At 61.8% G+C, this 26,299-nt stretch carries 24 protein-coding genes and 2 tRNA genes; 10 read left to right on the top strand and 16 right to left on the bottom strand.

Going from position 1 to position 26,299, the window contains the following annotated elements; translation table 11 throughout:
* The first annotated feature begins 4 nt into the window (after positions 1 to 4).
* The 4 genes from purU (at position 5) to VJ698_RS14865 (ending at position 3,627) form a co-directional block, all read left to right on the top strand.
* Positions 5 to 880, top strand: a complete 876-nt coding sequence (gene purU, locus VJ698_RS14880) for a formyltetrahydrofolate deformylase (RefSeq protein ID WP_324103562.1) — start codon at positions 5 to 7, stop codon at positions 878 to 880.
* A gap of 51 nt (positions 881 to 931) precedes the next feature.
* Complete coding sequence (locus VJ698_RS14875) at positions 932 to 2,089, top strand: branched-chain amino acid ABC transporter substrate-binding protein (RefSeq protein WP_324103561.1); 1,158 nt, start codon at positions 932 to 934, stop codon at positions 2,087 to 2,089.
* Positions 2,090 to 2,097: 8 nt separating this feature from the next.
* Positions 2,098 to 2,688: a TetR/AcrR family transcriptional regulator gene (locus VJ698_RS14870; RefSeq protein WP_324103560.1), complete on the top strand. Its 591-nt coding sequence runs from the start codon at positions 2,098 to 2,100 to the stop codon at positions 2,686 to 2,688.
* Between the two features lie 99 nt (positions 2,689 to 2,787).
* Positions 2,788 to 3,627, top strand: coding sequence for a PhzF family phenazine biosynthesis protein (locus VJ698_RS14865; protein ID WP_324103559.1), 840 nt, complete (start codon positions 2,788 to 2,790; stop codon positions 3,625 to 3,627).
* 2 nt (positions 3,628 to 3,629) lie between these two features.
* On the opposite strand, the gene VJ698_RS14860 is transcribed toward VJ698_RS14865, so the two are convergent.
* The 9 genes from VJ698_RS14860 to VJ698_RS14820 all read right to left on the bottom strand — a co-directional run bounded on the left by VJ698_RS14860 (position 3,630) and on the right by VJ698_RS14820 (position 12,674).
* The gene (locus tag VJ698_RS14860) at positions 3,630 to 4,100 is read right to left on the bottom strand and encodes a metalloregulator ArsR/SmtB family transcription factor (RefSeq protein WP_324103558.1); all 471 of its coding nucleotides are present in this window, start codon (positions 4,098 to 4,100) and stop codon (positions 3,630 to 3,632) included.
* Between the two features lie 67 nt (positions 4,101 to 4,167).
* Positions 4,168 to 5,217, bottom strand: coding sequence for a nitronate monooxygenase (locus tag VJ698_RS14855; protein WP_324103557.1), 1,050 nt, complete (start codon positions 5,215 to 5,217; stop codon positions 4,168 to 4,170).
* A gap of 34 nt (positions 5,218 to 5,251) precedes the next feature.
* The gene (locus VJ698_RS14850; protein ID WP_324103556.1) at positions 5,252 to 5,383 is read right to left on the bottom strand and encodes a hypothetical protein; all 132 of its coding nucleotides are present in this window, start codon (positions 5,381 to 5,383) and stop codon (positions 5,252 to 5,254) included.
* Between the two features lie 217 nt (positions 5,384 to 5,600).
* A complete protein-coding gene (locus VJ698_RS14845) occupies positions 5,601 to 7,010 on the bottom strand; it encodes an amidase (protein ID WP_324103555.1) in 1,410 nt (469 codons plus the stop codon).
* Between the two features lie 2 nt (positions 7,011 to 7,012).
* Positions 7,013 to 8,302, bottom strand: a complete 1,290-nt coding sequence (locus tag VJ698_RS14840) for a TRAP transporter large permease (protein WP_324103554.1) — start codon at positions 8,300 to 8,302, stop codon at positions 7,013 to 7,015.
* Positions 8,299 to 8,841: a TRAP transporter small permease gene (locus tag VJ698_RS14835; protein ID WP_324103553.1), complete on the bottom strand. Its 543-nt coding sequence runs from the start codon at positions 8,839 to 8,841 to the stop codon at positions 8,299 to 8,301. Before VJ698_RS14835 ends, VJ698_RS14840 begins: the two co-directional genes overlap by 4 nt.
* 124 nt (positions 8,842 to 8,965) lie before the next feature.
* On the bottom strand, positions 8,966 to 9,988 hold the full coding sequence (locus tag VJ698_RS14830) for a DctP family TRAP transporter solute-binding subunit (protein WP_414691163.1): 1,023 nt from the start codon (positions 9,986 to 9,988) through the stop codon (positions 8,966 to 8,968).
* A gap of 245 nt (positions 9,989 to 10,233) precedes the next feature.
* Positions 10,234 to 11,436 (bottom strand): acetylornithine transaminase, encoded by a 1,203-nt coding sequence (locus VJ698_RS14825; protein ID WP_324103551.1) that lies wholly within the window; start codon positions 11,434 to 11,436, stop codon positions 10,234 to 10,236.
* Positions 11,437 to 11,633: 197 nt separating this feature from the next.
* Positions 11,634 to 12,674, bottom strand: a complete 1,041-nt coding sequence (locus tag VJ698_RS14820) for a CDP-6-deoxy-delta-3,4-glucoseen reductase (protein ID WP_324103550.1) — start codon at positions 12,672 to 12,674, stop codon at positions 11,634 to 11,636.
* On the opposite strand from VJ698_RS14820, the gene VJ698_RS14815 reads away from it, so the two are divergent.
* The 3 genes from VJ698_RS14815 (at position 12,663) to cueR (ending at position 16,483) form a co-directional block, all read left to right on the top strand.
* Positions 12,663 to 13,571, top strand: a complete 909-nt coding sequence (locus tag VJ698_RS14815) for an NAD-dependent epimerase/dehydratase family protein (RefSeq protein WP_324103549.1) — start codon at positions 12,663 to 12,665, stop codon at positions 13,569 to 13,571. The genes VJ698_RS14820 and VJ698_RS14815 overlap by 12 nt on opposite strands.
* Positions 13,572 to 13,640: 69 nt before the next feature.
* A complete protein-coding gene (locus VJ698_RS14810; protein ID WP_324103548.1) occupies positions 13,641 to 16,073 on the top strand; it encodes a heavy metal translocating P-type ATPase in 2,433 nt (810 codons plus the stop codon).
* Positions 16,070 to 16,483, top strand: a complete 414-nt coding sequence (gene cueR / locus VJ698_RS14805; protein WP_324103547.1) for a Cu(I)-responsive transcriptional regulator — start codon at positions 16,070 to 16,072, stop codon at positions 16,481 to 16,483. Before VJ698_RS14810 ends, cueR begins: the two co-directional genes overlap by 4 nt.
* 88 nt (positions 16,484 to 16,571) lie before the next feature.
* On the opposite strand, the gene VJ698_RS14800 is transcribed toward cueR, so the two are convergent.
* From VJ698_RS14800 to VJ698_RS14775, 6 genes are all read right to left on the bottom strand, one after another.
* A complete protein-coding gene (locus VJ698_RS14800) occupies positions 16,572 to 16,778 on the bottom strand; it encodes a heavy-metal-associated domain-containing protein (protein ID WP_324103546.1) in 207 nt (68 codons plus the stop codon).
* Positions 16,779 to 16,851: 73 nt separating this feature from the next.
* Entirely contained in the window at positions 16,852 to 17,502 is a 651-nt protein-coding gene (gene upp, locus VJ698_RS14795; protein WP_324103545.1) for a uracil phosphoribosyltransferase, read from the bottom strand.
* Positions 17,503 to 17,897: 395 nt separating this feature from the next.
* Positions 17,898 to 17,972: transfer RNA gene (locus VJ698_RS14790), tRNA-Thr, on the bottom strand.
* Between the two features lie 78 nt (positions 17,973 to 18,050).
* Positions 18,051 to 18,126 (bottom strand) — tRNA-Lys (locus VJ698_RS14785).
* 64 nt (positions 18,127 to 18,190) lie between these two features.
* Positions 18,191 to 20,005, bottom strand: a complete 1,815-nt coding sequence (locus VJ698_RS14780) for a GspE/PulE family protein (protein WP_324103544.1) — start codon at positions 20,003 to 20,005, stop codon at positions 18,191 to 18,193.
* A gap of 25 nt (positions 20,006 to 20,030) precedes the next feature.
* On the bottom strand, positions 20,031 to 20,861 hold the full coding sequence (locus VJ698_RS14775) for an SAM-dependent methyltransferase (protein ID WP_324103543.1): 831 nt from the start codon (positions 20,859 to 20,861) through the stop codon (positions 20,031 to 20,033).
* Between VJ698_RS14775 and VJ698_RS14770 the strand changes: the two genes are divergently transcribed.
* The gene (locus VJ698_RS14770) at positions 20,860 to 22,644 is read left to right on the top strand and encodes an aminotransferase (protein WP_324103593.1); all 1,785 of its coding nucleotides are present in this window, start codon (positions 20,860 to 20,862) and stop codon (positions 22,642 to 22,644) included. The two genes, VJ698_RS14775 and VJ698_RS14770, sit on opposite strands and share 2 nt — an antisense overlap.
* Positions 22,645 to 22,801: 157 nt before the next feature.
* On the opposite strand, the gene htpG is transcribed toward VJ698_RS14770, so the two are convergent.
* A complete protein-coding gene (gene htpG / locus VJ698_RS14765; RefSeq protein ID WP_324103542.1) occupies positions 22,802 to 24,712 on the bottom strand; it encodes a molecular chaperone HtpG in 1,911 nt (636 codons plus the stop codon).
* 52 nt (positions 24,713 to 24,764) lie between these two features.
* Here htpG and VJ698_RS14760 point away from each other — a divergent pair, with 52 nt between their 5' ends.
* Complete coding sequence (locus tag VJ698_RS14760; protein WP_324103541.1) at positions 24,765 to 24,938, top strand: hypothetical protein; 174 nt, start codon at positions 24,765 to 24,767, stop codon at positions 24,936 to 24,938.
* A 32-nt stretch (positions 24,939 to 24,970) separates the two neighbouring features.
* Positions 24,971 to 26,299, top strand: a complete 1,329-nt coding sequence (locus tag VJ698_RS14755) for an efflux RND transporter periplasmic adaptor subunit (protein ID WP_324103540.1) — start codon at positions 24,971 to 24,973, stop codon at positions 26,297 to 26,299.

Below are 26,299 nucleotides of genomic sequence, written 5' to 3'. Positions count from 1 at the left end.
CGACATGACACATCCAAGCGATCATTACATCCTCACCGTCCGCTGCGCAGACCAGTCGGGCATTGTCGCGGCGGTGGCGAGCGCGCTGTCGAGCCGGAACATCTTCATCACCGAATCCTCGCACTATGGCGATCCGGACACCGGCCTGTTTTTCATGCGCACCGTATTCCGCCCGGAAAGCGAGGGCTTTGCAGGAATGGACGCGGTCAACGCAGCGCTGCAGGCCGTGGCCGAGAAGTTCGGCATGACGATCCAGGTCACGCCGGAATCGCAGCGCATGCGCACCATCATCGCGGTGTCGAAGCATGGCCACTGTCTGAACAACCTGCTGCACCAGTGGCATTCCGGCGAACTGCCGATCGACGTTGCCGCCGTGGTATCGAACCACGACGACATGCGACGGCTGGTCGAGTGGTACGGCATTCCCTACGTGCACGTGCCGCTGGAGAACGGCGACAAGCGCGCTCAGGAGGAACGCATGCTGCACACGATCCGCGAATACGATGCCGAGCTGACGGTGCTGGCGCGTTACATGCAGATCCTGTCGGACGACATGTGCCGCGCACTCGCGGGACGCTGCATCAATATCCATCATTCCTTCCTTCCCAGCTTCAAGGGCGCCCGGCCGTATCACCAGGCGCATGCACGCGGCGTCAAGGTAATCGGCGCGACAGCGCATTACGTCACGCCTGATCTCGACGAAGGTCCGATCATCGAACAGGAAACCGTGCGTGTGGGCCATGCGCTGACGCCGGATGAATTCGTGCGCATCGGAAAGGACATCGAAAACGTTGTGCTGTCGCGTGCCGTCCGCTGGCATGCGCAGCGGCGCGTATTGTTGAACGGGGAACGCACTGTCGTTTTCCGGCAAGCCGGCTGAGCGGGTTTTCCGCGATGCATTGTTTTTTCTTCACACAGGGAGACTCTCGTAATGAAGCATATTGTTTTCTCGCGTTCGCGCCGCATGATCTTGCTTGCCGCGCTCTGCGCAAGCGCCTTCGCATTCAGCCAGCCTGCCGCTGCCGAAAAGGTCGTCAAGATCGGCGTGTCCGGCCCTTATAGCGGCGGCGTCGCGCACCTCGGCAAGGACTTCGAGAATTCCGTCAAGCTGGCGATCGAGGAAGCGAATGCTGCAGGCATCAAGCTGGGCGGCGAGAAGGTGCGCTTCGAGATGATTTCCGAAGACGATCAGGCCGATCCGAAGCAGGCAGTCGCCATCGCGAACCGGCTGGTCGATGCCGGCGTGGCCGGCGTCGTCGGCCACCTCAATTCGGGCACCACGGTCGTGGCCTCGAAGGTCTATAACGCCGCCGGCATTCCGCAAGTCGCCCCGGCTGCCACCAACCCGACGCTCACCCGCCAGAACTTCAACAACGTCTTTCGCGTCATCGGCGACGACCAGCAGGTGGGCGCCACGATCGCGCAATACATGGTGACCAAGCTCGGCGCGAAGAACGTCGCCGTGGTGGATGACCGTACCGCCTTCGGCCAGGGCCTGGCGGATGTTGTGGCCAAGACCGTCGTCAAGCTCGGCGGCAAGGTGGCTGCACGCGAGTACACCAACGACAAGGCAGCCGACTTCCGTCCGATCCTGACCAGCATCAAGAGCAAGAACGTGCAGGCCATCTTCTATGGCGGCGTCGATGCGCAGGCCGGCCCGTTCAAGAAGCAAATGGTCGAAATGGGCATGAAGATGCCGCTGTTCGGCTCCTCGATTTCCAGCGATGCGTTCGCGACGCTGGCCGGCAAGGAAGCGGCCGAGGGCACGTATTCCGGCGATTCCGGCCAGGCCATCGAGAAGATGCCCGGCGGTCCGGATTTCGTGAAGAGGTTCAACGCAAAGTTCGGCAAGGTTGTCATGTACGCGCCGTATGGCTATGATGCGACCAACGTGCTGATCAACGCCATGAAGGCAGCCGATTCCGCGGATCCGAAGAAGTACCTGCCCCAGATTTACAAGCTCAACTTCAAGGGCGTCACGGGTCCGATCGCGTTCGACAGCAAGGGTGATTTGCGTTCGGCAGCCGTGACCATTTCGCAGGTCAGGAACGGCAAGTTCGAGCCGCTGGAAACCATCTCCAACAAGTAAGGCATGCCATGACGAAAACGCGCAGCAAACCCGACGACAACCTTTCGGCACAGGACTGGGTTCTCGCTGCGCGTGCTGCCCTGATCCGACATGGCGTGGCTGACGTCAAGGTAGATCGTCTGGCGCGCGAGCTGAACGTGACGCGCGGCAGCTTCTACTGGCATTTCGCTGACCGCCAGGCATTGCTCGATGCGCTGCTGAAGCAATGGCGCTCGCAGAATACCGAACCCTTCTTGCGCGTGGTCGCGGACGACGCCGTTCCGCCACTGGAACAGCTCGCGCGCTTCACGCGCATCTGGCTGGACGAGAAGGAATTCGATCCGGCCTACGACAGCGCGGTGCGCGACTGGGCGCGCAATGCCCCCGAGGTGGCGCGCGCAGTGCGTTCGGCGGATACGGCGCGCTTGCGCGTGCTCACGCAGATATTCGCCGCGCTCGGCTATTCCGAGGGCGAAGCCGTAATCCGCGCGCGCATCACGTACTACCACCAGGTCGGCTACTACACCATGCGCATCACCGAATCGCATGCGCGCCGCGCCGAACTCTTTCCGGCCTACTTCGAAGTGCTGGCCGGCCAGCCGCTTCCTGCCAGGCAATAAGCGTTCAATTCAGCCAGGAGTCTGCGCGAGGATTGCGGCTATACTTGGGCGATTGCCTGCAATTGCCGTGCAAGGCCCTTCAACCCTCGATGACAGATCATGCCCTCCATACGCTATCGCATTCTCAACGTTTTTGCTGAAACACCCTTCGGCGGCAATCCGCTGGCCGTGATCGAAGACGGCAGTGGCTTGTCCGATGCCGAGATGCAGGCAGTGGCCCGCCAGTTCAACCTGTCGGAAACCACTTTTCTGTTTCCCTCCGAACGTGCGGCGGCTCGCGTGCGCATCTTCACGCCGACCTACGAGATGCCCTTCGCGGGACATCCGACGCTCGGTTCGGCGCAGGTGGTGCGCGAGCTGTTCAAGACCGGCGACAGCTTCACGCTGGAGATGCAGGCCGGGCTGATCCCGGTACGCGCCGATGGCGATCGATGGACCCTGCGCGCGAACCCGCCTGACTATCGGGCCATGGAAGCGACGCGCGCCGAACTGGCCGCCATGCTGAACCTGCCCGAGGAAGCGATCGCCGCGCCTGCGATGTGGGTCAATTGCGGCACGGAGCAACCCATGATCCCGCTCACCAGCGTCGATCATGTCAACGCCTGCCGGCCCGATTCTGCGCTGATGAAGAAATACAACACCAACACGCAGGGGCAGGCGAAGACCTACGTCTTCGCACGCACCGCAGACGGATTCGAATCGCGCTATTTCTGGATATCAGGCCAGGCCGGCCTCGGCGAAGATCCGGGCACGGGATCAGCCTGCGCCAATCTGGGCGGATGGTGGATGGCCGCCGAGGGCGACGAACCCCTGAAGGCAACAGTCAGGCAGGGTACGCTCATCAACCGACCGAACCTGCTGACGCTCGAAGTGACCGATGGCGAGATTCACGTGGGCGGTCGCGTGATCGAGCTCGGCGGCGGCGAGCTGCACTGGTAATCTCAGTCCGCGCCTTGTGTACTGTCGTGCACGGCCAGCGGATGCGCATCCTGCCAATGGCAGGTGCCGCCGCTGATGCTGCAGCGCTGGTCGGGCAGCCGGCAGGTGTCATGCACTTCACCGCGCGCGCGGCGCATGACAATCGCCTGCACGCGGCAAACCTCGCGGCACAGCGTCATCGTGGCCTCGTCGCCGATGCGGTAATAGACTTGCGTGCCTTCTTTGCGGCGCACGAGGATCCGTGACTGGTGCAGCATTTTGAGCTTGTGCGAGACGTTCGACTGCTTCGCTTCGATCTCGGCCGCAAGCTCGTTGACCGTGCGCTCGCCATGGCGCAGCGCAGTGAGTATCTTCAGGCGCGTCGGCTCCGACAGTACTGCGAAGTAAAACGAGACCATTTCCAGGTGATGGTCGTCCGGCATCTGTTGTAGAGAGGGTTGCATGTCGCCGAGTCGGTCCGATGTGCGTTTCATTTGGGACAAGGCTACCCCGCCGCCTACGCGGAAAAAATGATATGGATCAACTTTTCTGGACAGGCCCCTAGCCTGGCAGACGCAGCCCGGCAGCCAGCAGACGCGTCAGTTCGGCCGCCGGTATCGGCTTGCAGCCGGTCGCATTCTGCCCGCTCCACAAGGGGGAGAAGTCGCCCGAGCCCTGGCTTTCCGCCTTGGCGCGCAAGGGGCCGATCGCCGTGCTGGCAAGGGGAAATGCCGGCGCGGCCGATTCAATCGGTCCGAGTTCCCGGATGACGCGGTTAACAATGCCACGCGCCGGCCGCCCGCTGAAGATGTTGGTGACGGCGGTGTGGCGCGCATTCGCACTCGCGAGGGCGGCGCGGTATATCGCACTGGTCGTGGCCTCGGGGCAAAGCAGGTAGGCCGTGCCGACCTGCACGCCTGCGGCGCCCAGCGCCATGGCCGCGGCAACACCCTCCGCATCTGCGATGCCGCCAGCGGCGATGACCGGCACCTTCACCGCTTTCACCACCTGCGGCAGCAGCGCAAAGGTTCCCATCTGCGTCGTCAGGTCTTCCGTCAAGAACATGCCGCGATGCCCGCCTGCTTCAAAGCCCTGCGCGATGACTGCATCGGCGCCGCGCTCTTCCAGCCAGAGCGCTTCTTCCACCGTGGTGGCCGTCGACAGGATCTTCGCGCCGCATTTTTTTGCACGCTCCAGCAGGCGCTCCGAGGGCAGGCCGAAATGAAAGCTGACTGCGGCGGGCCTGAATTCATCCAGCACGTCGGCGGCTTCGTCGCTGAAAGGCATCCGCATGGGGGCGGCGGGAATATTGCTCGAGTCGATGCCGAATTCCTGGTAATACGGGGAGAGCGCCTTGCGCCATCCCGCCTCGCGTTCCGCGCTCGGTTCAGGCGGCTGGTGGCAGAAGAAATTGACGTTGAACGGTTTCTCGGTCTGCGCCTTGATAGTTGTCAGTTCCTTGCGCATGGCCTCCATGCCCAGCAGCGCGCAGGGCAGTGAACCAAGGCCGCCTGCATTGGACACGGCAATCGCGAGCGCACTGCCCTGCGAACCGGCCATGGGGGCCTGGATGATCGGCAAGGCGACACCGAGTAGCTGTTGCAGATTCATGTCTCACTCCATTGAATGAAGATAAAGAGGGCGGTCAAAGCCTGCTGAGCGGGAAATACAGCAGGGCAAGCATGCCGAGCGCGCCGAGAAAGGTGACGATGGCAACGATCAGCCTCGAAATGCGCGCCGCCTTGTCCTGCTCGGCCTGTTTCATATCGGAATTCATCACATGCCTCGTTGGCGCGGTCTTTTCACTCACATCGTACTGTAGCAGCTCCAGGCATTTCCGCCGTCTCGCTGCACCCAAACCATGCTACTGGTGAGAAACCGAAGATTCATTGACTGCACAAAAACCTTTGTCCACGGAAAACACGGAAAACACAGAAATTTTTGTCGTTGTCCGTGCTTTCTGTGTTTTCCGTGGACAAAGGGGTTTCTGCACGCTACAACATCGGCCGCCGCCCCGACACACCCATCTTCTCCTCCAGCGCGTGCGCGATCTGCAGCAGGGCGAACTCGCCCTGGTGCCGTCCAACGATTTGCATGCCGACCGGCAGGCCATCGTCAGTGAATCCGCAGGGCAGGGAAAGGGCAGGATGCGTGGTCACGGTGACGAGGTAGCAGGAGCGCATCCATTCGATGTAGCTTTCCATCTTCACGCCATCGATTTCCGTGATGTATTGCTGCTCGACGGGGAAGGGCGGCACCTGGTTGACCGGCAGCACGATGAAGTCGTAGGTCTGCATGAAGCGGTGCATGCGCTGGAACAGGGCCGTGCGCAGCTTGTTGGCGCGTGCGAGTTGCGATGCCGTGAGCTTGCGTCCTTCCATGATGTTCCACACCACCGTGTCCTTCAGCACGCCGGGATGGCGGTCCATCACGGTGCCGAGTCCGGACTCGAAGGCATAGGCGCGCAGGGCCATGAAGATGTCGTGCGCGTCGCGGAAATCCGGACAGGCTTCCTCGACCACGCAGCCGAGGTCTTCGAAGACCTTGCGCTGCGCATCGATGATATTCACCACGCGCCTGTCGACCGGCAGGCCGCCCATGTTCGGACTCCATGCGATGCGCGCGCCCTTGAAATCGCGATCGAGCGGCGCACGGAAACGTGCACCGTCCTCCGCGATGGCAAGCGGGTCACGCGCATCGGGGCCGGCCATGACAGACAGATAGAGCGCAAGGTCGGTCACATTGCGTGCCATCGGGCCGCTCACGGACAGCGTTTCCCAGCCATCGGTGGTCGGCACCTGCGGGACGCGGCCGACCGAAGGACGCAGTCCGACCACATTGCAGAAATTCGCCGGACAGCGCAGCGAGCCGCCCATGTCGGTGCCGTCGGCCAGCGGCACCATGCCGGTCGCCAGCGCGACCGCCGAGCCGCCGCTCGATCCGCCGCAGGTCTTCGACAGGTCCCAGGGATTGCGCGTAGCGCCGAACACCGCATTGAAGGTTTGCGAACCCGCGCCGAATTCCGGCGTGTTGGTCTTGCCGATGCTGATCGCGCCCGCCTGCTGCTGACGCTCGACCACGAGCGCGCTGCTGGTCGGAACCAGGTTCTCATGCACCTTCGAGCCGAAGGTGGTGCGCATGCCTTTGGTGAGCATCAGGTCCTTGTGCGCAACCGGCAGGCCGTGCAGCGGCCCGAGTGCTTCGCCGCGCGCCTGCTTCTCATCGGCCGCCGCGGCAGCCGCCAGCGCCTGTTCGGCATGCAGCGTGACGATGGCGTTCACCTTGGGATTGATGCTGTCGATGCGCGCCAGGTGAGCTTGCATCACTTCGCGTGCGGACAGACGGCCGGCGCGGATTTCGCCGGCCATGTCGCTTGCACTCAGATAGCAGATGTCTTGTGTCATGTTCAATAGCCGAAAGTCTGCGGCAGCCACAATGCGAGTTGCGGGAATGCGGTGACAAGGATCAGCGCAGTCATCATCGCGGCCACCATCCACAGCGCCCAGCGCACGGTGGATTCAATGGTAATTCCGGCCACGCGCGAGGTCACCATCAGGTTCACCGCCATCGGCGGCGTGAACTGGCCGATCGCGAGATTCATCGTCATGATGATGCCGAACCATACCGGGTCCCACTTGTAGATCGCCATGATCGGCAGCAGGATGGGCAGGAATACCAGATAGATCGATACCGCATCGAGCAGCATGCCGGCGATCAATAACATGATCGTCACCATGACCAGCATCATGCCTTCATTGCTGGTGAAGCCGAGCAGCAGTTTGGCGAAGGCGTCGAAGGCGCCGAGCGTCGAACCGGCATGCGCGAACACGCCGGCCAGCGAAATGATCAGCATCACCACGGCCGAAATTTCCGCCGACTCGACCAGTACCTTGTAGACATCGCGCAGCGTCAACGAGCGATATACGAAGACGCCGACAAAGAAGCCGTAGAAAGCGGCGACCACGGCCGCTTCCGTCGGCGTGAAGATGCCGGTGCGCAGGCCGCCGAGGATGATGACCGGTGCGAGCAGGCCCCACACCGCCTCCTTGAATGTCGCCCAGAAGGGCGGACTGACTTCACCGTCGCCCTTGCCCCAGCCGTGCTTGTGCGAGAAATACAGCGTCGGCATGATCAGCGCAAGGCCGGCCAGGATGCCGGGGATGACGCCGCCCGCAAAGAGTGCCGGCACGGATGCCGACGGTACCAGCACGCTGTACACGATCAGCGCGACCGAGGGTGGAATCAGGATGGCCGTCGAGCCGGCCGCCGCGATCAGCGTCGCGGAGAAAGCTTTCGGATAGCCTTGCGTGGACATGCTCGGAATCATCACCATTGCCACCGCCGCAGCATCGGCAGGGCCGGAGCCGGATATGCCACCGAGGAACATGCAGACCAGGATGGCGACGATGCCCTGTGCGCCACGCCGCTTGCCCACGATCGCCGACGCGAAGCGCACGATGCGCACCGCGACGCCGGCGCGTTCGAACATCATGCCCGCCAGCACGAACACCGGAAGTGCGAGCAGCGGATACTTAGCAATGCCGTTATAGGCGTTGGTTGGCACCGACATGATGCCGAGGCCTTCGGTGAGGATCACGGCGGTGCCGGAGATGCCAAGCGCAATCGCCAGCGGCGCGCCCATGGCCAGCAGCAGTGCGAAGCCAAGGAAAAGGATGAGGCTGCCTTGCGCGATCATGATGCGCTCCTTTCAGCAGCTTCCGCAGGCTGGCGGAAAAGCCGGATCAGACGCCCAATGATGCGCAGGAAGATCAGCGCCGACAGCAGCGGCAGCCAGATCGTGTAGATCCATTGCGGAATGCCGATGCCCGGCGAGGTGGTGTCGTACTGCCAGTCGTCCCAGAACAGGAAGGTGCCGTACCAGGCGAGCACGGCGAACATCACGGCACTGAGCAGCATGACCAGGTATTCCACCTTGCGCGCGATGCCGCGCGGCAGGCGTTCGGTGATGAAGGTCATGCGGATATGCTGGTCCTTGACGAAGGCGGCGGAAGCGCCAAACAGGGTCAGGACCACCATCAGGAAAATCGAAAACTCTTCGGTGAAGGCGAACGAGGCATCGGTGAAGTAGCGCACCAGCACGTTGGCAAAGGTGATGCAGCATATCAGGGCCATTGCCAGCGCGGCGCAGGCTTCTTCGATCTTCACGGTGATGCGTGGCGGCGCTTCGCCGCGTGATTCTGCGCTTTCCGGAAGGTCACTCGGCAGTTCGCTCATGTGAAATTCTCTTGGATACGTAAACAAAAATACCGCCTGGACAGCGGTTGGGGATGGAGCATGCTGTTGCGGCAGGGGCGCCTCTCTTCACTCTGGAAAAAAGACACCCCGCGCATGATGATGCTTACTTGCGTGCGGCGATTTCTGCTTCGGCCTTCTTGACCAGGTCGACGCCGACAGTCTTCGACCACTTGTCGAAGACCGGGCGGGTCAGTTTCTTGAACTGCGCCAGTTCGTCGGCGGTCGGATGCGTGACCTTCACGCCCTGTGCTTCCACTTCCTTCCACAGCGCGTTGTCGTTCGCGGTCAGGCCCTTGCGTGCCAGCGCGATTTCTTCCTTGCCGGCCTGGATCGCGGCGGCGCGCACGGCTTCCTGGTCAGCCTTGCTCCAGCTTTCCCATACCTTGCGGTTGACCACGAAGATCAGCGGATCGTTCATGTAGCCCCACTGCGTCAGGTATTTCTGGCCAACGGAGCTGATCTTCGCGCCGAGGAAGACCGAGATCGGATTTTCCTGGCCGTCGACAGCGCCGGAAGCCAGCGCGGGCTGCGCATCGGCCCAGCTCATCTGCGTCGGGTTCGCGCCGAGCGCGGTGAAGGTGTCGTTGAACAGCGGCGAGCCGACCACGCGGAACTTCATGCCTTTCATGTCGGCCGGCGTCCTGATCTCATGCTTGGAATTGCTGACCTCGCGGAAGCCGTTTTCTCCCCACGCCAGCGGCACCACGCCGTTCTTCTCGATCACCTTGAAAATGGCCTTGCCCGTCTCGCCGTTCATCAGCGCATCCGCGCCGCGATAATCCGGCACGAGGAAGGGTAACGAGAACAGATTCAGCTCCTTCACCTGCGGCGACCAGTTGATCGACGAGCCGACGGCAAGATCGATTACGCCCTGGCGGATCGCGGTGAATTCGCGGGTCTGGTCGCCAGCCACCAGCGAAGTGCCTGGATACATCTTGATGTTGATGCGGCCCTGGGTCTTTTCCTTGACCAGTTCCGCCCAGCGCTCGCCGCCCTTGCCCCAGGGGAAAGCGGTGCCGAGCACGGTCGACAGGCGATATTCAGGTTGGTATTTTTGTTCTGCGTGGGCGGGCGCGGTAAAGGCGAGCGCGGCCCCGATTGCCAATGTGAAGAGTGACTTGCGCAAAATGGCTCCTTCGAGGTTGAGTGGCAGTCTCGATCGGCTGCTCGATGAAATGTGGTGCGAGATGCACTCACAGACTTTACCAAATTTGAAAGAATCTTGCTTTTGGGAATATGCGGGAATCACGCGTTCGGCCTGGCCCAAGCGCGATGCGCTGTCGCGTGATGCTTGCGTGATCGAAAGTCTGCCGGTTGCGGATACCGGCAGTAAGAAGAGAAGGCGGGCCGCAGCCCGCCATACAGGACTGTTTAGTGGCCGAGCGACGTCAGCACGTCGGACAACATCGAAATCATGTGATCGATTTCCTCTGTCGTGATGTTCAGCGCCGGCATGAAGCGCAACAGATCGGGGCGCGGCGAATTGAGCAGCAGGCCGATCGGCTCCAGGTTGCGGGCCGTCTCGACGATCTTCGGCCCGATGTCCTTGCCCAGCTTGAGTGCGCGCAGCAAGCCTTCGCCGCGTTCGCCGTCGAGGCTGTGACGCACGCACAGCCTGCGCAGTTCGGCGCCGAGGTATTCGCCCTTGTCGCGCACCGCCGGCAGGAAGCCGGGCTTGAGCAATTCTGTGAGCACGGCAACGCCCGCCGCGGTCATGACCGGGTTGCCGTTATAGGTGCCGCCTTGCTCACCCGGTTCGAAGCAGGCAACTTCCTCGCGTGCCAGCAGTGCGGCCAGCGGCACGCCGCCGCCGATGCCCTTGCCGAGCGTCATGATGTCCGGCTCAACGTTCGACAACTGATAGGCGAACAGTTCGCCGGTACGGCCCATGCCGGCCTGCACTTCATCGACGATGAGCAACAGATTGCGCTGCTTCGTCAGTGCGCGCAGCGCCTGCATGAATTCGCGCGTGGCCGGAATGACGCCGCTTTCGCCTTGCACCGGTTCCAGCATCACGGCCACGGTCTTGTCGGTGATCAGCTTCTCGACGCTATCGATATCGTTCAGTTCCGCCTTGGGGAAGCCCGGCACCTGTGGCGCAAACATGGTGTCCCAGCCGGTCTTGCCGCTGGCCGACATGGTGGCCAGTGTGCGGCCGTGGAAGCCGTGGTTGAAGGTGATGATCTCGTAGCGGTTCTCGCCGGCCGCGTTCTTGTTGAGCTTGCCCCATTTGCGCGCCAGTTTGATGGCGCCTTCATTGGCTTCCGCGCCGCTGTTGGCGAAGAACACGCGGTCGAAGCAGGAGTTCTGCGTGAGCATGGAGGCCAGCACGATCGACGGCTCGTTGTAGAAGGCGGGCGAGGGGTTGATGAGCTTGCCGACCTGCGCCGTCACCGCGTCGACGACGCATTGGGGCGAGTGGCCGAGGCAGTTGACCGCCCAGCCCTGCAGGTAGTCGAGGTAGCGTTTGCCGGTATGGTCCGTCAGCCACATGCCGCGGCCCTCGGTAAACACCAGGTTGGGCCGGTTGGTGATTTTCATGAGGGCGTTGATGTCGTACTGGCTGAATTCCATGTCGGGCTCCTGAACTCTAAAAATGGGCAAATGGGAGAATCAAAAAAAAAGCCACAGGGCTGGCCTGTGGCTTGGTGAGCGCAAACGCTTACACGCACGGCTTCCCTGGCTGGGGCAGCAGGGAACGGCGTCGCAATGGTTTGGCTGTCGTGTTCATGAAAATAATATTACCGTTATTTTGCGCAGTGCGTCAAAAACTATTTTGCGGCCAGGTCCGCGGCGATGTCCGCTTCGGAGGTGAAGGCGTCAGCATAGAACTCCTCTTCCGGCAGCTTGCATTGCGCCACGAAATCGCGCTTCGCCGAGTCCACCATGACCGGCACGCCGCAGGCATAGACCTGATAGCCGGACAGGTCGGGAATGTCTTCCATCACGGCACGATGAACGAAGCCGCTGCGGCCGGTCCAGCCGTCTTCCGGCAGGGCATCCGATACCACGGGCACATACTTGAAATTCGGCACGCTGCGTGCCCATTCCTCGCAGAGAGCATGCATGTACAGGTCCTTCGGCCGGCGTCCGCCCCAGTAAAGCACCATCGGGCGCTGCGTCTTCTTGTGGATCGCATGCTCGATGATGGCCTTGATCGGCGCGAAGCCGGTGCCGGAAGCGAGCAGCACCATCGGCTTGTCAGACTCCTCGCGCAGGAAGAAGGTGCCGAGCGGACCTTCGAAGCGCAGGATCTCGCGTTCCTTCATGTTGTTGAACACATGGTCGGTGAACAGTCCGCCCGGCATATGGCGCACGTGGACCGTCAGGTGCTCATCCAGGTGCGGCGCATTGGCCATGCTGTAGCTGCGGCGCTTGCCGTCCCTCAGCAGGAATTCGATGTACTGGCCGGCCTTATACTGCAGGCGCTCGTTCGCAGGCAATTGCAGCGAGACGACCATCACGTCGTCCGCCACGCGGTCGAGCTTCGCCACGCGCGTCGGCAGTTTCTTGATCGGGAACTCGCCCACGCCCAGCACTTCGCGCGCTTCGATCACGATGTCCGAATGCGGCGTCGCGCAGCAGAACAGCGAGAAGCCTTTCTCTTCTTCCGCCGGCGACAGGGCTTTCTCCTGGTGTGCGCCGTGCGTCACCGTGCCTTCGACCAGCTTGCCCTTGCAGGTGCCGCAGGCGCCGTTCTTGCAGCCGTAGGGGAGACCGACGCCGGCGCGGATCGCCGCCGTCAATACGGTTTCGTCTTCTTCGCAGGTAAATTGCCGACCGCTCGGCTGAACAGTTACATGGAAAGTCATACAATCCTGATGATGATGAATAAAAAAATCGATATGCCGCGCGTGCTGATTGTCGGTTGCGGCGATGTCGGCATGCGCCTGCTGGCGCTGCTGCGCGGGCGCTTCCGCGTCTTCGCGGTGACGAGCCAGGAAGCGCGTCGGGACGAATTGCGCGCTGCCGGCGCGGTTCCCGTGATCGCCAACCTCGACCAGCCCACCAGCCTGGTGCGTCTCGGACAGCTCGCTTCCTGCATCGTGCATCTCGCACCGCCCGCGCCTGAAGGGGAAACAGACCGGCGCACGCGTAATTTGACCGCCATTTTACCCGACCATGCGACCCTGGTTTATGTGAGCACCACCGGGGTGTATGGCGATTGCGGCGGCGCGCTGGCCGACGAGACGCGGCCGGTCCATCCACATAATGCGCGCGCGGTGCGTCGTGTCGATGCAGAGCGCGTCCTGCGGGGATGGGCGCGGCGCTCGGGTTCGCAGCTCGCGATCCTGCGCGTGCCCGGCATTTACGCCGCCGACCGGCTGCCCATTGACCGCCTGAAAAAGGCCACGCCGGCACTCGTTCCCGAGGATGACGTCTTCACCAACCATATCCATGCCGACGACCTGGCGCGCATCGTCTTCATGGCGATGTTTCGAGCCCAGCCTTGCCGCGTCTATCACGCAGTGGATGATTCGGACATGAAAATGGCCGATTACTTCGACGCGGTCGCCGACGCCGCAGGCCTGCAAAGGCCCCCGCGCCTGCCGCGCGAGGAACTACGCAAGGCCGTCTCCCCGGTCATGCTGTCTTTCATGTCGGAATCACGCCGCCTCGCCAATGCCAGGATCAAGACGGAACTTGGTGTGCGCCTGCGTTATCCGACTGTCAACGATGCACTGCAGAAGGCTTTTGGCAAGGCTTGATTTGCCCGCTTGACCTTACCATGATAGGAAGGTCGATAATGCAGTCGATATGTTCATCAAGGAGCAGGCATGAGTGCGGTTCCGCAAGCCAATCCAGCCGGATTGAAGGAATTCACCGTCAAGATCGAGGGCATGAGTTGCGCCTCCTGTGTTGCAAGAATTGAAAAAGCCTTGCGCGCAGTGCCCGGCGTTGCCAATGCCAACGTCAACCTCGGTACCGAGAGCGCGACCGTGTCTGCCGAGGGCACAGTGGGCTTCGACACGGTAAGGCAAGTCGTCGAGAAAGCGGGCTACGAAGTTGCGCAGCAGGAAATTGACCTTGATGTCGAAGGCATGACGTGCGCCTCCTGCGTAGGCCGCGTGGAAAAGGCCTTGCGCAAGGTAAATGGCGTGGTCGATGCCACCGTCAACCTCGCCACCGAAAGCGCCCATGTGAAGGCTAGTGCCGCGCTTCCCGCAGAAGCCATGATTGCGGCGATCGAGGCGGCCGGGTATCACGCGCGTCCGCATCGCGCCACGAGCGCGGCCCAACAGGCGGAAAAACCGGTCGACAAGCAGTTGCGGCATGTAGTCTTCGCTGCATTGCTGTCGCTGCCGCTGATCGCGCCGATGCTGCTGAACCTGTTCGGTGGGCACTGGATGCTGCCCGGCTGGGTGCAACTGGCGCTGGCAACGCCCGTCCAGTTCTGGCTTGGCGCACGCTTCTATCGCGCTGGCTGGAAGGCGGTCAAGGCCGGTGCAGGCAACATGGACCTGCTGGTGGCGCTGGGCACCAGCGCCGCCTACGGCCTGAGCCTCTATCAATGGCTCGCATACGGCGAGCATGGCATGGCGCACCTGTATTTCGAAGCATCGGCAGTGGTGATCACTCTCGTCCTGCTCGGAAAATGGCTGGAGGCGCGCGCCAAGCGGCAGACCACGGAAGCGATCCGCGCCTTGCAGGTGCTGCGTCCCGATGTAGCGCGTGTGCGGCGCGAGGGTGTCGATACCGATGTGCCGATCGAACAGGTCCGTCTCGGCGATGTGATCGTGGTGCGTCCCGGCGAGCGGGTGGCGGTCGATGGCATCGTGCTCGAAGGCATGAGCCACATCGATGAATCGCTGATCACCGGCGAGAGCCTGCCCGTGGCCAAGCAGGCCGGCGACAAGGTGACCGGCGGTTCGATCAATGCGGAAGGCTTGCTGCTGGTGCGCACCGGCGCCGTCGGTGCGGAGACGACACTCTCGCGCATCATCCGCCTGGTCGAGAGCGCGCAGGCGGCCAAAGCACCGATCCAGCACCTGGTGGACAAGGTGAGCGCCATCTTCGTGCCGGTCGTTCTGGTCATTGCGCTGATCACGCTGTTCGCATGGTGGCTCTACAGCGGCAATATCGAACAATCCATCATCAACGCCGTGGCCGTGCTGGTGATTGCCTGCCCCTGTGCGCTCGGGCTGGCGACGCCGGCGGCGATCATGGCCGGCACCGGCGTTGGCGCGAAGAACGGGATCCTGATCAAGGATGCTGAGGCGCTCGAGATCGCGCATGCGATCACCACCGTGGTGTTCGACAAGACTGGCACGCTCACGATCGGCAAGCCTGCATTGACCGAAGCCGCGCCGAATGGCGTCGGCCAGGATGCGTTGCTCAGGCTCGCAGCGGCGGTGCAGCAGGGCAGCGAGCATCCGCTGGCCCGGGCGGTCGTCGATGCCGCTAAAGCCAGGGGCATCGCTGCGCCTGCGGCAAGTGAAGTCACCGCATTGCCCGGGCGCGGATTGGCGGCGACTGTAGATGGACATCAGCTCAAGCTCGGCAGCACCCGCCTCATGCAGGAACTCGGCATCCACCTGTCGCCCCTGGCGGAGCGCGCGGCCCTGCTGGAAGGCAAGGGCAACACGATTTCCTGGCTTGCCGAGGACGGCGCGGCAAAACAGCTGCTCGGCCTGCTGGCCTTCGGCGACCAGATCAAGCCCAGCGCGCAGGAGGCCGTCAGCCGCCTGCAAGCGCTCGGCGCGAAGACCGTGCTGCTGACCGGCGACAACAAGGGCAGTGCGAATGCGGTCGGCAACGCGCTGGGCATCGACCAGATCGTCGCGGAAGTGCTGCCCGCCGACAAGGCAGGCAAGGTTGCCGCTCTGAAGGGCAGGGGGCAGGTGGTGGCAATGGTCGGCGACGGCATCAACGATGCGCCGGCGCTCGCGGCCGCCGATGTCGGTGTGGCGATGGCAACCGGTACCGACGTTGCGATGCACGCTGCGGGCATTACGCTGATGCGTGGGGATCCGGCCCTGGTGGCAGATGCCATCGACATCTCGCGCCGCACCTATAGCAAGATTCGCCAGAACCTGTTCTGGGCATTCATCTACAACCTCGTCGGGATTCCGCTGGCAGCGTTCGGCATGCTCAATCCGGTGGTGGCCGGTGCGGCGATGGCATTCAGCTCGGTCAGCGTGATCAGCAACGCCTTGCTGCTGCGTCGCTGGAAACCGGTGGTTGCCGAGAGGGCAAAGGGGGCAGCATGAACATCGGCCAGGCATCCAGGGCATCGGGCGTATCGGCCAAGATGATCCGCTATTACGAAAGCATCCACCTGATCAAGGCCAGCGAACGTACCGAGTCCGGCTACCGGACCTATGGCAACAGCGATGTCCACACGCTGCGCTTCATCAAGCGCGCCCGCTCGCTCGGGTTTTCACTGGAGCAGATCAAGGAACTGCTGTCGCTGTGGGAGGATCCGCATCGTGCCAGCGCGGACGTGAAGGCGATCGCGCAGGAGCACGTTGCCCAGCTCGAACAACGCATCAGGGAGCTGTCGGAGATGCGCGATACCATCAGCCATCTCGCGCATGCCTGTTCCGGCGACAGCAGGCCGGAGTGTCCGATCCTGCAGAATCTGGCGTCGGTGCCCGAGGAGGGGCATAGCTGTCATTGAGGGGGCACCCATGTGCTTTACGGGACGGCGCAGGTTGCGCCGCCGGTCGGGTGCCTGGATAGGGGGACGGAAAGCCGCCCCATCCGTTTTATGCAGCGCTGCTTTCGAGCACCGGGTAGCCGGCTTCAACAATCGCGGATTTGATGTCGTCGAGCTTGGCGCTCGAATTGACGCGCACTTTCTGCGTGGCGAGATCCACGTCCACCTTCGCCGCGGCGTCCACCGCCTGCACCGACTTCGTGACCGTGCTGACGCAGTGGCCGCAACTCATTCCTTCGACTTTCAGTTCGTACATGGTGTGCTCCTGTTGAATGAAGATGGTGGTAGCGTAAGGCGTTCCAACATGGGAAGGTCAAGCGCCATCGGGGTTATTTCGTTCCGAACAACCTGTCTCCCGCATCGCCGAGCCCCGGAATGATGTAGGCGTGATCGTTCAGGTGCGAATCCAGCGACGCCACATACACCTTCACGTCCGGATGCGCCTGCTGGAACACCTGCACGCCTTCCGGCGCGGCGACCAGCGCGAGAAAGGAAATCTGCTCGGCGGACACACCGCGCTTTTTCAGTACATCAACGGCGTGCACCGCCGAATTGCCGGTGGCCAGCATCGGATCGCACAAAATGAAATTGCGGTCAGCCAGGTCGGGCAGGCGCACCAGGTATTCCACCGGCCGATGCGTTTCCGGGTCGCGGTAGACGCCGATATGGCCGACACGTGCCGACGGCACCAGTTCCAGCAGGCCGTCGCTCATGCCGATGCCGGCGCGCAGCACAGGCACCACGACCAGTTTCTTGCCGGCGATGACCGGCGCGTCGATGGTTTGCAGCGGCGTTTCAATGCGCATCGTCGTCAACGGCAGGTTGCGGGTGATCTCGTAGCCCATCAGCAGCGTGATTTCGCGCAGCAATTCGCGGAAGGTGCGCGTCGAGGTGTCGCGGTCGCGCATGTGCGTGAGCTTGTGCTGGATCAGCGGGTGGTCGAGGATGAAGAGGTTCGGAAAGCGGGGATCTTGTTTCATGGCGTAGTCGAGATTGGGATGAGCGGCTGAAGCCGATATTAGTCCATTCCGAAGCTAAAGCGCGAGCGGAACAAACATCGGCGCTGCCGCACAGTGCACGTTGCCTTCAGCGGGCAATGCGCACCGCGGTGAATCATGTGGATTCCGGAAAATCGTAGTGGGCAACATATTAATGGTTTTCCGGAAGTCGGGATTCACTATTTGGATTTCGGTCGGGAGGGTGACGGGAGTCCAGTCATTTCCGGCTTGCTTTCCTTGGGAAGACCGGGGGGAAGGCTGGCCCCGGCCAAGTTCGTCCGGCGGGTGACATGGTGCACTGACGGCGCCAGTGGCCGCATTCTGCCGGAAAAAAAGAAAAGGCGACTGTCCCTGAAGGAACAGTCGCCTGTGTCTGCTGGTGCCCATGGGCAGGATTGAACTGCCGACCTCTCCCTTACCAAGGGAGTGCTCTGCCACTGAGCTACATGGGCCAACCGTTGAAACCGCACGAGGCGGCTTCAATAAACAAAAAGCCCGGCCAACTGAACCGGGCTTTCTGCTGAATTTGCTGGTAGGCCGTGTAGGGCTCGAACCTACGACCAACGGATTAAGAGTCCGCTGCTCTACCAACTGAGCTAACGACCCAACGAGAGCGAGATTATACCCATTGCCTTGGCTCTGGTCTACTGTTCGCAGCAAAAAACTTTCTTCAGGTCAGCGCCGCGGTCACTTTCAGCACTTCATCGGCAGTCGTGGCGCCTTCCCTGATTTTTAATGCACCCGCGATGCGGAGGGGCTTCATGCCGTCGTTGACGCTCTGCTGCGTCAAGGCATGGATGTTGGTTTCCTGCTTGATCAGCTGGGCAAATGGTTGCGTCACGGTCAACAGTTCATACAGGCCGGTGCGGCCGCGATAGCCCGTCTGACGGCATTCGGGGCAACCGACGGGACGATAAATCTTCTCGGGCCTGGGCAGTTTCCAGCCTTGCGTCAGGCCTTGCCACACATCGTCGGAGAGTTCGCCGTCGGCCTTCTTGCATTCCGGGCACAAGGTGCGCACCAGGCGCTGCGCCATGATGCCGATCAGGGTTGCTTCCAGCAGGTAGTAGGGCACGCCGAGTTCCAGCAAGCGCATCACGGCGGACGGCGCGTCGTTGGTGTGAAGGGTCGACAGCACCAGGTGGCCGGTCAGCGCGGCCTGGATGGCCATCTCGGCGGTCTCCAGATCGCGGATTTCGCCGATCATGATGATGTCCGGGTCCTGCCGCATCAGCGCGCGCACGCCGTCCGCGAAGGACAGGTCGATGCCGTGCTGGACCTGCATCTGGTTGAAGGAACCCTCCACCATTTCGATCGGGTCTTCCACCGTGCAGACATTGACCTCCGACGTGGCCAGCGCCTTCAACGTGGTGTAGAGCGTGGTGGTCTTGCCGGAGCCGGTCGGACCGGTGACGAGGATGATGCCGTGCGGGCGTGCGGTCAGGGCATCCCAGCGTTGCGCGTCGTCCGGCGGAAAGCCGAGCTCCGGCAGGGTCTTGACCACGACCTCCGGGTCGAAAATGCGCATCACCAGCTTTTCGCCGAAGGCGGTCGGCATGGTGGACAGGCGCAGTTCGATTTCCTGCCCTCCCGATGTGCGTGTCTTGATGCGGCCGTCCTGGGGACGGCGCTTCTCGATCACGTCCATGCGCCCGAGCAGCTTGATGCGTGCTGTCATCGCGATCATGACGGCGGCCGGCACCTGGTAGACCTGGTGCAGCACGCCATCGATGCGGAAGCGAATTGCGCCGAGGTCGCGCTTGGGTTCGAGGTGGATGTCCGAGGCGCGCTGCTCGAAAGCGTATTGCCACAGCCAGTCGACGATGTTGACGATGTGCTGGTCGTTGGCGTCGAGCTGCTTGTCGCTCTTGCCGAGTTCGACCAGCTGCTCGAAGTTGTTGCGCAGGGCGAGGTCGTGCGTGTTCGACTTGTTTGCGCCCTTGATCGATTTCGCGAGCGTGAAGAATTGCGCGGTGTACTGGGCGATGTCGAGCGGATTGGCGACGACCAGCTTCACGTTGCGGCGCGTGATCTTGGCGATTTCCGCTTCCCAGTCCGCCACGAAGGGCTCGGCAGTGGCGATCACGACCTCGGCCGGCGTCATTTCCACCGGCAGGATGTTGAAGCGCGCCGCATAGTTCGCCGACATGACATCGGCGACCTTGGCGAAATCGATCTTCAGCGGATCGATGCGAAAGAAGGGCAGCCTGACCTTGCCCGCCATCCATTCGCTCAGCCAGTCCAGCGTGAGCAGCTTGTGCGGCGGCAGCGCCGATTGCAGTTTGCATTGCGCGACCGCGCTCAGGGGATGCATGGCAATCGTGGCATTGCGCAGCAGCGCTTGCGCCTGGTTGTAGGCGGTCTTGGCAGATGTCTTGTCCACGATGCCGTCCGCCAGCAGCCAGCTGAACACCTGGTGCAGGTCGAGCGCTTTGGGCGCGGCCTTGGGCCTCGGAGAGTCCTGCTGCTCGAGTCTGGCATCCATGATGGTGATCCCGGTAAATGTTTTCTTAGCGCGCCAATTGCCAGGCCTTCAGGCCGTTGACCCAGGACTTTGCCGGCAGGCGGGTCGCATCCGTGATCTCGGCGGCGCGTTCATAAAGTGCCGTGAAATCCAGTTCCGGCGCAGTCTTGAAGCCGATGGCGATGACGTTGCCTTCATGGACCGGCGGCAGGCACATCACCTCGTCGAAGGCGTAGCGCATCGCCTTCAGGTTCTTGCCGTAGCTCGGATGGTCGCCGAACAGGTTGACGGTCATGATGCCGTCGGGCGTCAGGCAGGTTTCGCAGGCCTTGTAGAACTCTGGCGTGTCGAGGACAGGCCCCTTCACCGTCGCGTCGTACAGGTCTGCCTGGATAACGTCGATCTTGCCGTGGTTGGCTTCGTCCAGCACGAAATCCATCGCATCCATTTCACGGATGGTGAGGCGCTCATCCTGGAATGGCAGGCGGAACATTGTGTGGCAAGTCATCACGACCGCAGGGTTGATCTCGACGGCAGTGACCAGCGATTCCGGGAAGTGCTTGTAGCAGAACTTGGTCAGCGCGCCGGTGCCAAGGCCGAGCTGCACGATGTGCTGCGGCGCGCGGTTGAACAGCATCCACGCCATCATCTGCTGTGCGTATTCCAGTTCGATCCAGTTCGGCTTGCGGATGCGCATTGCACCCTGGATCCACTCGTTGCCGAAGTGCAGGAACACCACACCGTTTTCCTCGGACAGGGTGATTGGCGCGAACTTCGGCTTGCGCGCCGGTTTCGCGGAGGATCTGGCATTGGACTCTGCGCGCGGGCCGGATTTGCGGTTGGCTTGCGCCTCGATGGAATTGCGTTTGATCAGCATGGGATACCTGGTAATGCAAGTTTCCGACATTCTACAGAATGATGTCTCGCCAAACCCCCAGTTTTTACCCGAAGGTCTTGTTGTTGTGGTAAATCTTCGCTCGTTACGGGCGTTGCCGTTTTGGCAAGGCGAAATGATTCGCTTGCGGGCGGAAGGCCGCTATGCTCGCTCAGACGAAGTCCTGCGGACGCTCAAACCGCGCCACCTTTTGCGATTCTGGCAAGCTGTCTCTGAGCGTTTCCCAACGATTGCCTCTGCGTTGCACCGACGAATCTCGCTCAAAAGGCCTTGTCCGCCGCTTCGGTTAAGCAGGCAAGAGGAACCGTCGCGCCGCTGGCCGCCACCTATCTGGGTCAACAGACGTCAGCAGATAACAAACGTTAGGCGCAACCAGGGAGCCGCCAGCATGGATGACAAAAAGAGTTTTGATACAGAGCGTTGTCAATCGATTGTCGCCGCACGGCACTTTGCGCCTTGCGCCGACCAGCGTCAGGTCAAACCTGAATACATCTCGGTCATGGTGCGCGGGGAGGGGACGTACCTTTGGGACAGCCAGGGAAAACAATATCTGGACGGGGTGTCCGGCGTATATTGCACGGCGCTTGGCTACGGCCGCGAAGAACTGGTTGAAGCTGCCACGAATCAGATGCGGCAATTGTCGTTCTGCAGTCCGTACATGAACGTGACGCATCCGTCCCTGGCCAATCTCGCGGAAAGATTGTTCTCGATTCTCCCCGAGCGCTACGGGCGCGTGGTCTACTGCAACTCGGGCTCGGAAGCCAATGAAACCTTGATCCGTACCGTACGACGCTACTGGGACACGATAGACAGGCCGCAGAAAAAGATTCTCATCAGCCGCCACAATGCTTATCACGGGTCGACCATGGGCAGCGCGTCGCTTGGCGGTTTCAAGGCCATGCATCAAATGGGAGGGCTTCCCATTCCCGGCATACATCATATTGGCGAACCGTACTGGTTTGCCTACCGGGGCGATCTTACGGAAGAGGAGTTCGGCCTGCGGATGGCCGGCGAGCTGGAAGAAAAGATTCTCGAACTGGGGCCGGACAATGTTACGGCGTTTGTCGCAGAGCCCATCCAGGGAGCCGGCGGATTCATTTTTCCGCCTTCGACCTACTGGCCGGAGATCCAGCGAATCTGCCGCAAGTACGATGTGCTGCTTTGCGTTGATGAAGTCATCGGCGGATTTGGCCGTATGGGCGAATGGTTTTCGCACCAGCTCTACGGCATTGAGCCTGACACCATTTCCATCGCCAAGGGCCTGACCTCGGGCTATGTGCCGATGGGCGGGCTGATCCTGTCGAGCAAAATCGCCGATGCGATCGCTGCAGGCGGCCTCTATGCGCACGTCTTCACCTATCAGGGCCACCCGCTGGCGGCGGCGGTCGCATGCGCCAATCTCGGCCTATTGAATGAAGGCGGAATTGTCGACAAGGTCAGGAATGACACCGGCCCGTATCTGCAGCGCTTGCTGCAAGAGACATTCGCCGGTCATCCTCTCGTGTGGGGCGTGCAGGGCGCAGGCGCGGCGGCAGCCTTGCAGCTTGCGCCGGTCAAGGGCAAAAAGCAGCGCTTTGCCAATGAAGACGTGGTCGGTGCGTATTGCACGCAATCGGCTTTTCAGACGGGGCTCATTGTCCGTTCAGTGATGGCACGGATGATCCTGGCACCGGCGTTGACGGCCACACGCGAAGAGATCGACGGGATTGTGCAACGACTGAAGCTGGCGGTGGACCGTACCGCGGAAGCGCTGGGGATCATTTGAGCGCTTTGGCGGGAATGGCGGAGATGCGCCAAAAAACCGCGGTTTCAGTGGGCGGGCATCATGGATCATGGCGAGGGCGGAAAAACAAAAAGCCGCTGCCTGCGTGGCAGCGGCTTTCCTTTTGCGGCAGAAGCCCTTTGATGCTGGACGCGCTTCCTTAGCCTGCCATCCCGAGCAGCATCTCGTTCAAGCGCTTCACGAATCCCGCCGGATCCGCGAGGGCACCGCCTTCGGCCAGCATCGCCTGATCGAACAGGATGTGCGACCAGTCATCGAACTTCGCTTCCTCGTATTTCAGGCGCTGCACCAGCGGATGATCCGGATTGATTTCGAGGATCGGCTTGCTTTCGGGTGCGTTCTGGCCGGCGGCCTTGAGCATGCGCACCAGATTGCCGGACAGTTCATGCTCTTCCGCCACCAGGCAGGCCGGCGAATCGGTCAGGCGGAAGGTGACGCGCACATCCTTGGCCTTGTCGCCCAGCGCCGTTTTCATCTTCTCGACCAGATCCTTGTACTGGTTCTCGGTTTCCTCGTGCTGCTTCTTCTCGGCTTCGTCTTCCAGCTTGCCGAGGTCGAGGTCGCCCTTGGCCACCGACACCAGTTCCTTGCCGTCCACCTCATGCAGGAAGGAGAGCATCCATTCGTCCACGCGGTCGGTCATCAGCATCACCTCGACGCCCTTCTTGCGGAAGATCTCGAGATGCGGGCTGTTCTTCGCCGCGGCGTAGGAGTCGGCGGCGATGTAATAGATCTTGTTCTGGCCTTCCTTCATGCGGCCGATATAGTCGGAGAAGGAGACATTTTGAGCGTCGCTGTCATTGTGTGTGGATGCGAAGCGCAGCAGCTTGGCGATGCGCTCCTTGTTCGCGTGGTCCTCGCCGATGCCTTCCTTGAGCACCTGGCCGAATTCCTTCCAGAAGGTCGCGTACTTGTCCTTCTCGGCCTGGTCGTCGCTGCTGGCCATGTCTTCCAGCAGGCCGAGGATGCGCTTGGTGGAGCCTTCACGGATGATGCGGATGTCGCGCGACTCCTGCAGGATTTCGCGGGAGACGTTCAGCGGCAGGTCGGCCGAGTCGATCACGCCCTTGACGAAGCGCAGGTAGACCGGCATCAGCTGTTCGGCATCGTCCATGATGAAGACGCGCTTCACATACAGCTTGATGCCCCCGCGCTTGTTGCGGTCCCACAGGTCGAACGGGGCGCGCTTCGGAATGTAAAGCAGCTGCGTATATTCGCTGCGGCCTTCGACGCGATTGTGCGTAAAGGCGAGCGGACCTTCGAAGTCATGCGAGACGTGCTTGTAAAACTCTTCGTACTGTTCCGGCGTGATGTCTGACTTGCTGCGCGACCACAGCGCGCTGGCCTGGTTGACGGTCTCGAACTCGTCCTTGACGATGGTTTCCTTCTTTTCCTCGTCCCATTCTTCCTTTTGCATCAGGATGGGCAGGGAAATGTGGTCGGAATACTTGCGGATGATGGACTTCAGCTTCCAGGACGAGAGCAGCTCATCCTCGCCTTCGCGCAGGTGCAGCGTGATGTCGGTGCCGCGCGAGGGCTTGTCAATCATCTCCACCGAGAAGTCGCCTTCGCCAGCCGATTCCCAGCGCACACCCTGGTCGGCCTTGAGGCCGGCGCGCCGCGTTTCCACCACGATCTTGTCTGCCACGATGAACGCTGAATAGAAGCCCACGCCAAATTGACCGATCAGCGCGGCATCCTTCTGCTGGTCGCCGGACAGCTTGGAAAAGAATTCCTTGGTGCCCGACTTGGCGATGGTGCCGAGGTGCTCGATGGCGTCCTCGCGGCTCATGCCGATGCCGTTGTCGGAAATGGTGATGGTGCGCGCTGCCTTGTCGAACGTCACCTTGATTTTCAGGTCGGGATCGTTTTCGAACAGACTGGCGTTGTTCATCGCCTCGAAACGCAGCTTGTCCGCGGCGTCGGAAGCGTTGGAGATAAGCTCACGCAGAAAGATTTCCTTGTTGGAGTACAAGGAGTGGATCATCAGGTGCAGCAATTGCTTGACTTCTGCCTGGAAGCCCAGGGTTTGCTTTTCGGTGACTGCCATTTTTCCCTCAAAAGTCGATGGACGATAATTTTTTACCAATTATTGGGACGGGTTGAAATATTTCAAGGCCCTGGAAACCGACATTTCGATACAAATCCGCCGCCGGGTGACAATCGGCGGATACAAAAAGAAGAGAACATTGGGAAAATTTCGACAATCGAAGCTGGGCTTTGGGCAAATCCCGCTGCCGGACACTGCCGCCATCACACCGGCGGCAGGCGCATAATTGCGCTCGTCCGCAGTACTCGAGGGAAATCAATGGATTCACAGGCAGAACATCAACAAGTCCGCCCCCAGGCGAAAGCCGGCAAGCGGAAATCCTTCATTGGCATCATCCTCGCGCTGCTATTGCTGGCCGGGCTGGGCTGGCTGGCGTGGCATCTCACGCACCAGCAGACGCAGGGCGGCCCGGGCCCCGGCGGACGGCGCGGACCGCCGTCGACCACAGTAGGCGTGGCGACAGCCGAGCGGGCTGACCTGCCGGTCACAGTGGAAGCGCTGGGCACGGTAACGGCCGCTGCCACCGCCGCTGTCCGCCCGCAGGTGTCCGGCGTGCTGAAACAGGTGAATTTCCAGGAAGGACAGATGGTGAAGGCCGGCCAGGTCCTTGCCGAGATCGATCCGCGCCAGTTCGAGATGACACTGATGCAGGCGAGCGGGCAACGCCAGCGCGATGAAGCGCAGCTGGAGAACGCCAAACTAGTGCTGGAACGCTACCGTACGCTGCTGGCGCAGGATTCGATCGCGCGCCAGGACGTGGACACCCAGGCTGCGCTGGTCAGGCAACTGGAGGGCACCGTGGTCGCTGACCGTGCCTCGGAAGGCACTGCCCGCCTGAACCTCGGCTATACCAAGGTGACGGCGCCGATCAGCGGCCGCGTCGGCCTGCGCGTGGTCGACATCGGCAACGTGGTCGGCCCGAACGACGCCAACGGCATCGTCGTCATTACGCAGACCGAGCCGATCGATGTGCAGTTCGCGGTGCCGCAGGACCGTATCGGGGAACTGCGCGGACAGATCAACGCAGGTGCGAAGATGCCGGTCACCGCGCTCGACCGCACCCGCAGCACGGCGCTGGAAACCGGAACCTTCCTGGCCATGGACAACCAGGTCGATGTGCAGACCGGCACAGTGAAGGCCAAGGCGCGCTTCGCCAACAGCAGCCACGGCCTGTTCCCCAGCCAGTTCGTCAATGTGCGCCTGCTGGTGCGCCAGGTCGAGGGCGCGATCATGGTGCCGATCAACGCCTTGCGCCACGGCAGCAACGGTGATTACGTTTACGTTCTGAATCCGGCAGAGAAGACCGTCAAGCTGCGGCCCGTGACCCGCGGCGCGATTGCCGGCGACAAGGTGCAGATCGTGTCCGGACTGAATGCCGGTGAACAAATCATTACCGAAGGCGCCGACCGGCTCAAGGATGGCGCGCATGTCAACTTGCCGGGAGACCGGCCAGCCGCCGGTCCGGGTGGTCAAGACAGTGGACGGCAAGGCTGGGGAGGCAGGAAGCGCTCCGGCGCCGGTGGCGACAATGCACCCATGCAAGCGCCCACCGAGCGGCGCGGCCGGCCCGGCGCCGCAGCGCAATGA

The organism is Noviherbaspirillum sp. (assembly GCF_035254685.1).
In the GTDB taxonomy this organism is placed as follows: Bacteria; Pseudomonadota; Gammaproteobacteria; order Burkholderiales; family Burkholderiaceae_D; genus Noviherbaspirillum.
This window is presented reverse-complemented; position numbering and strand designations above follow the sequence as displayed.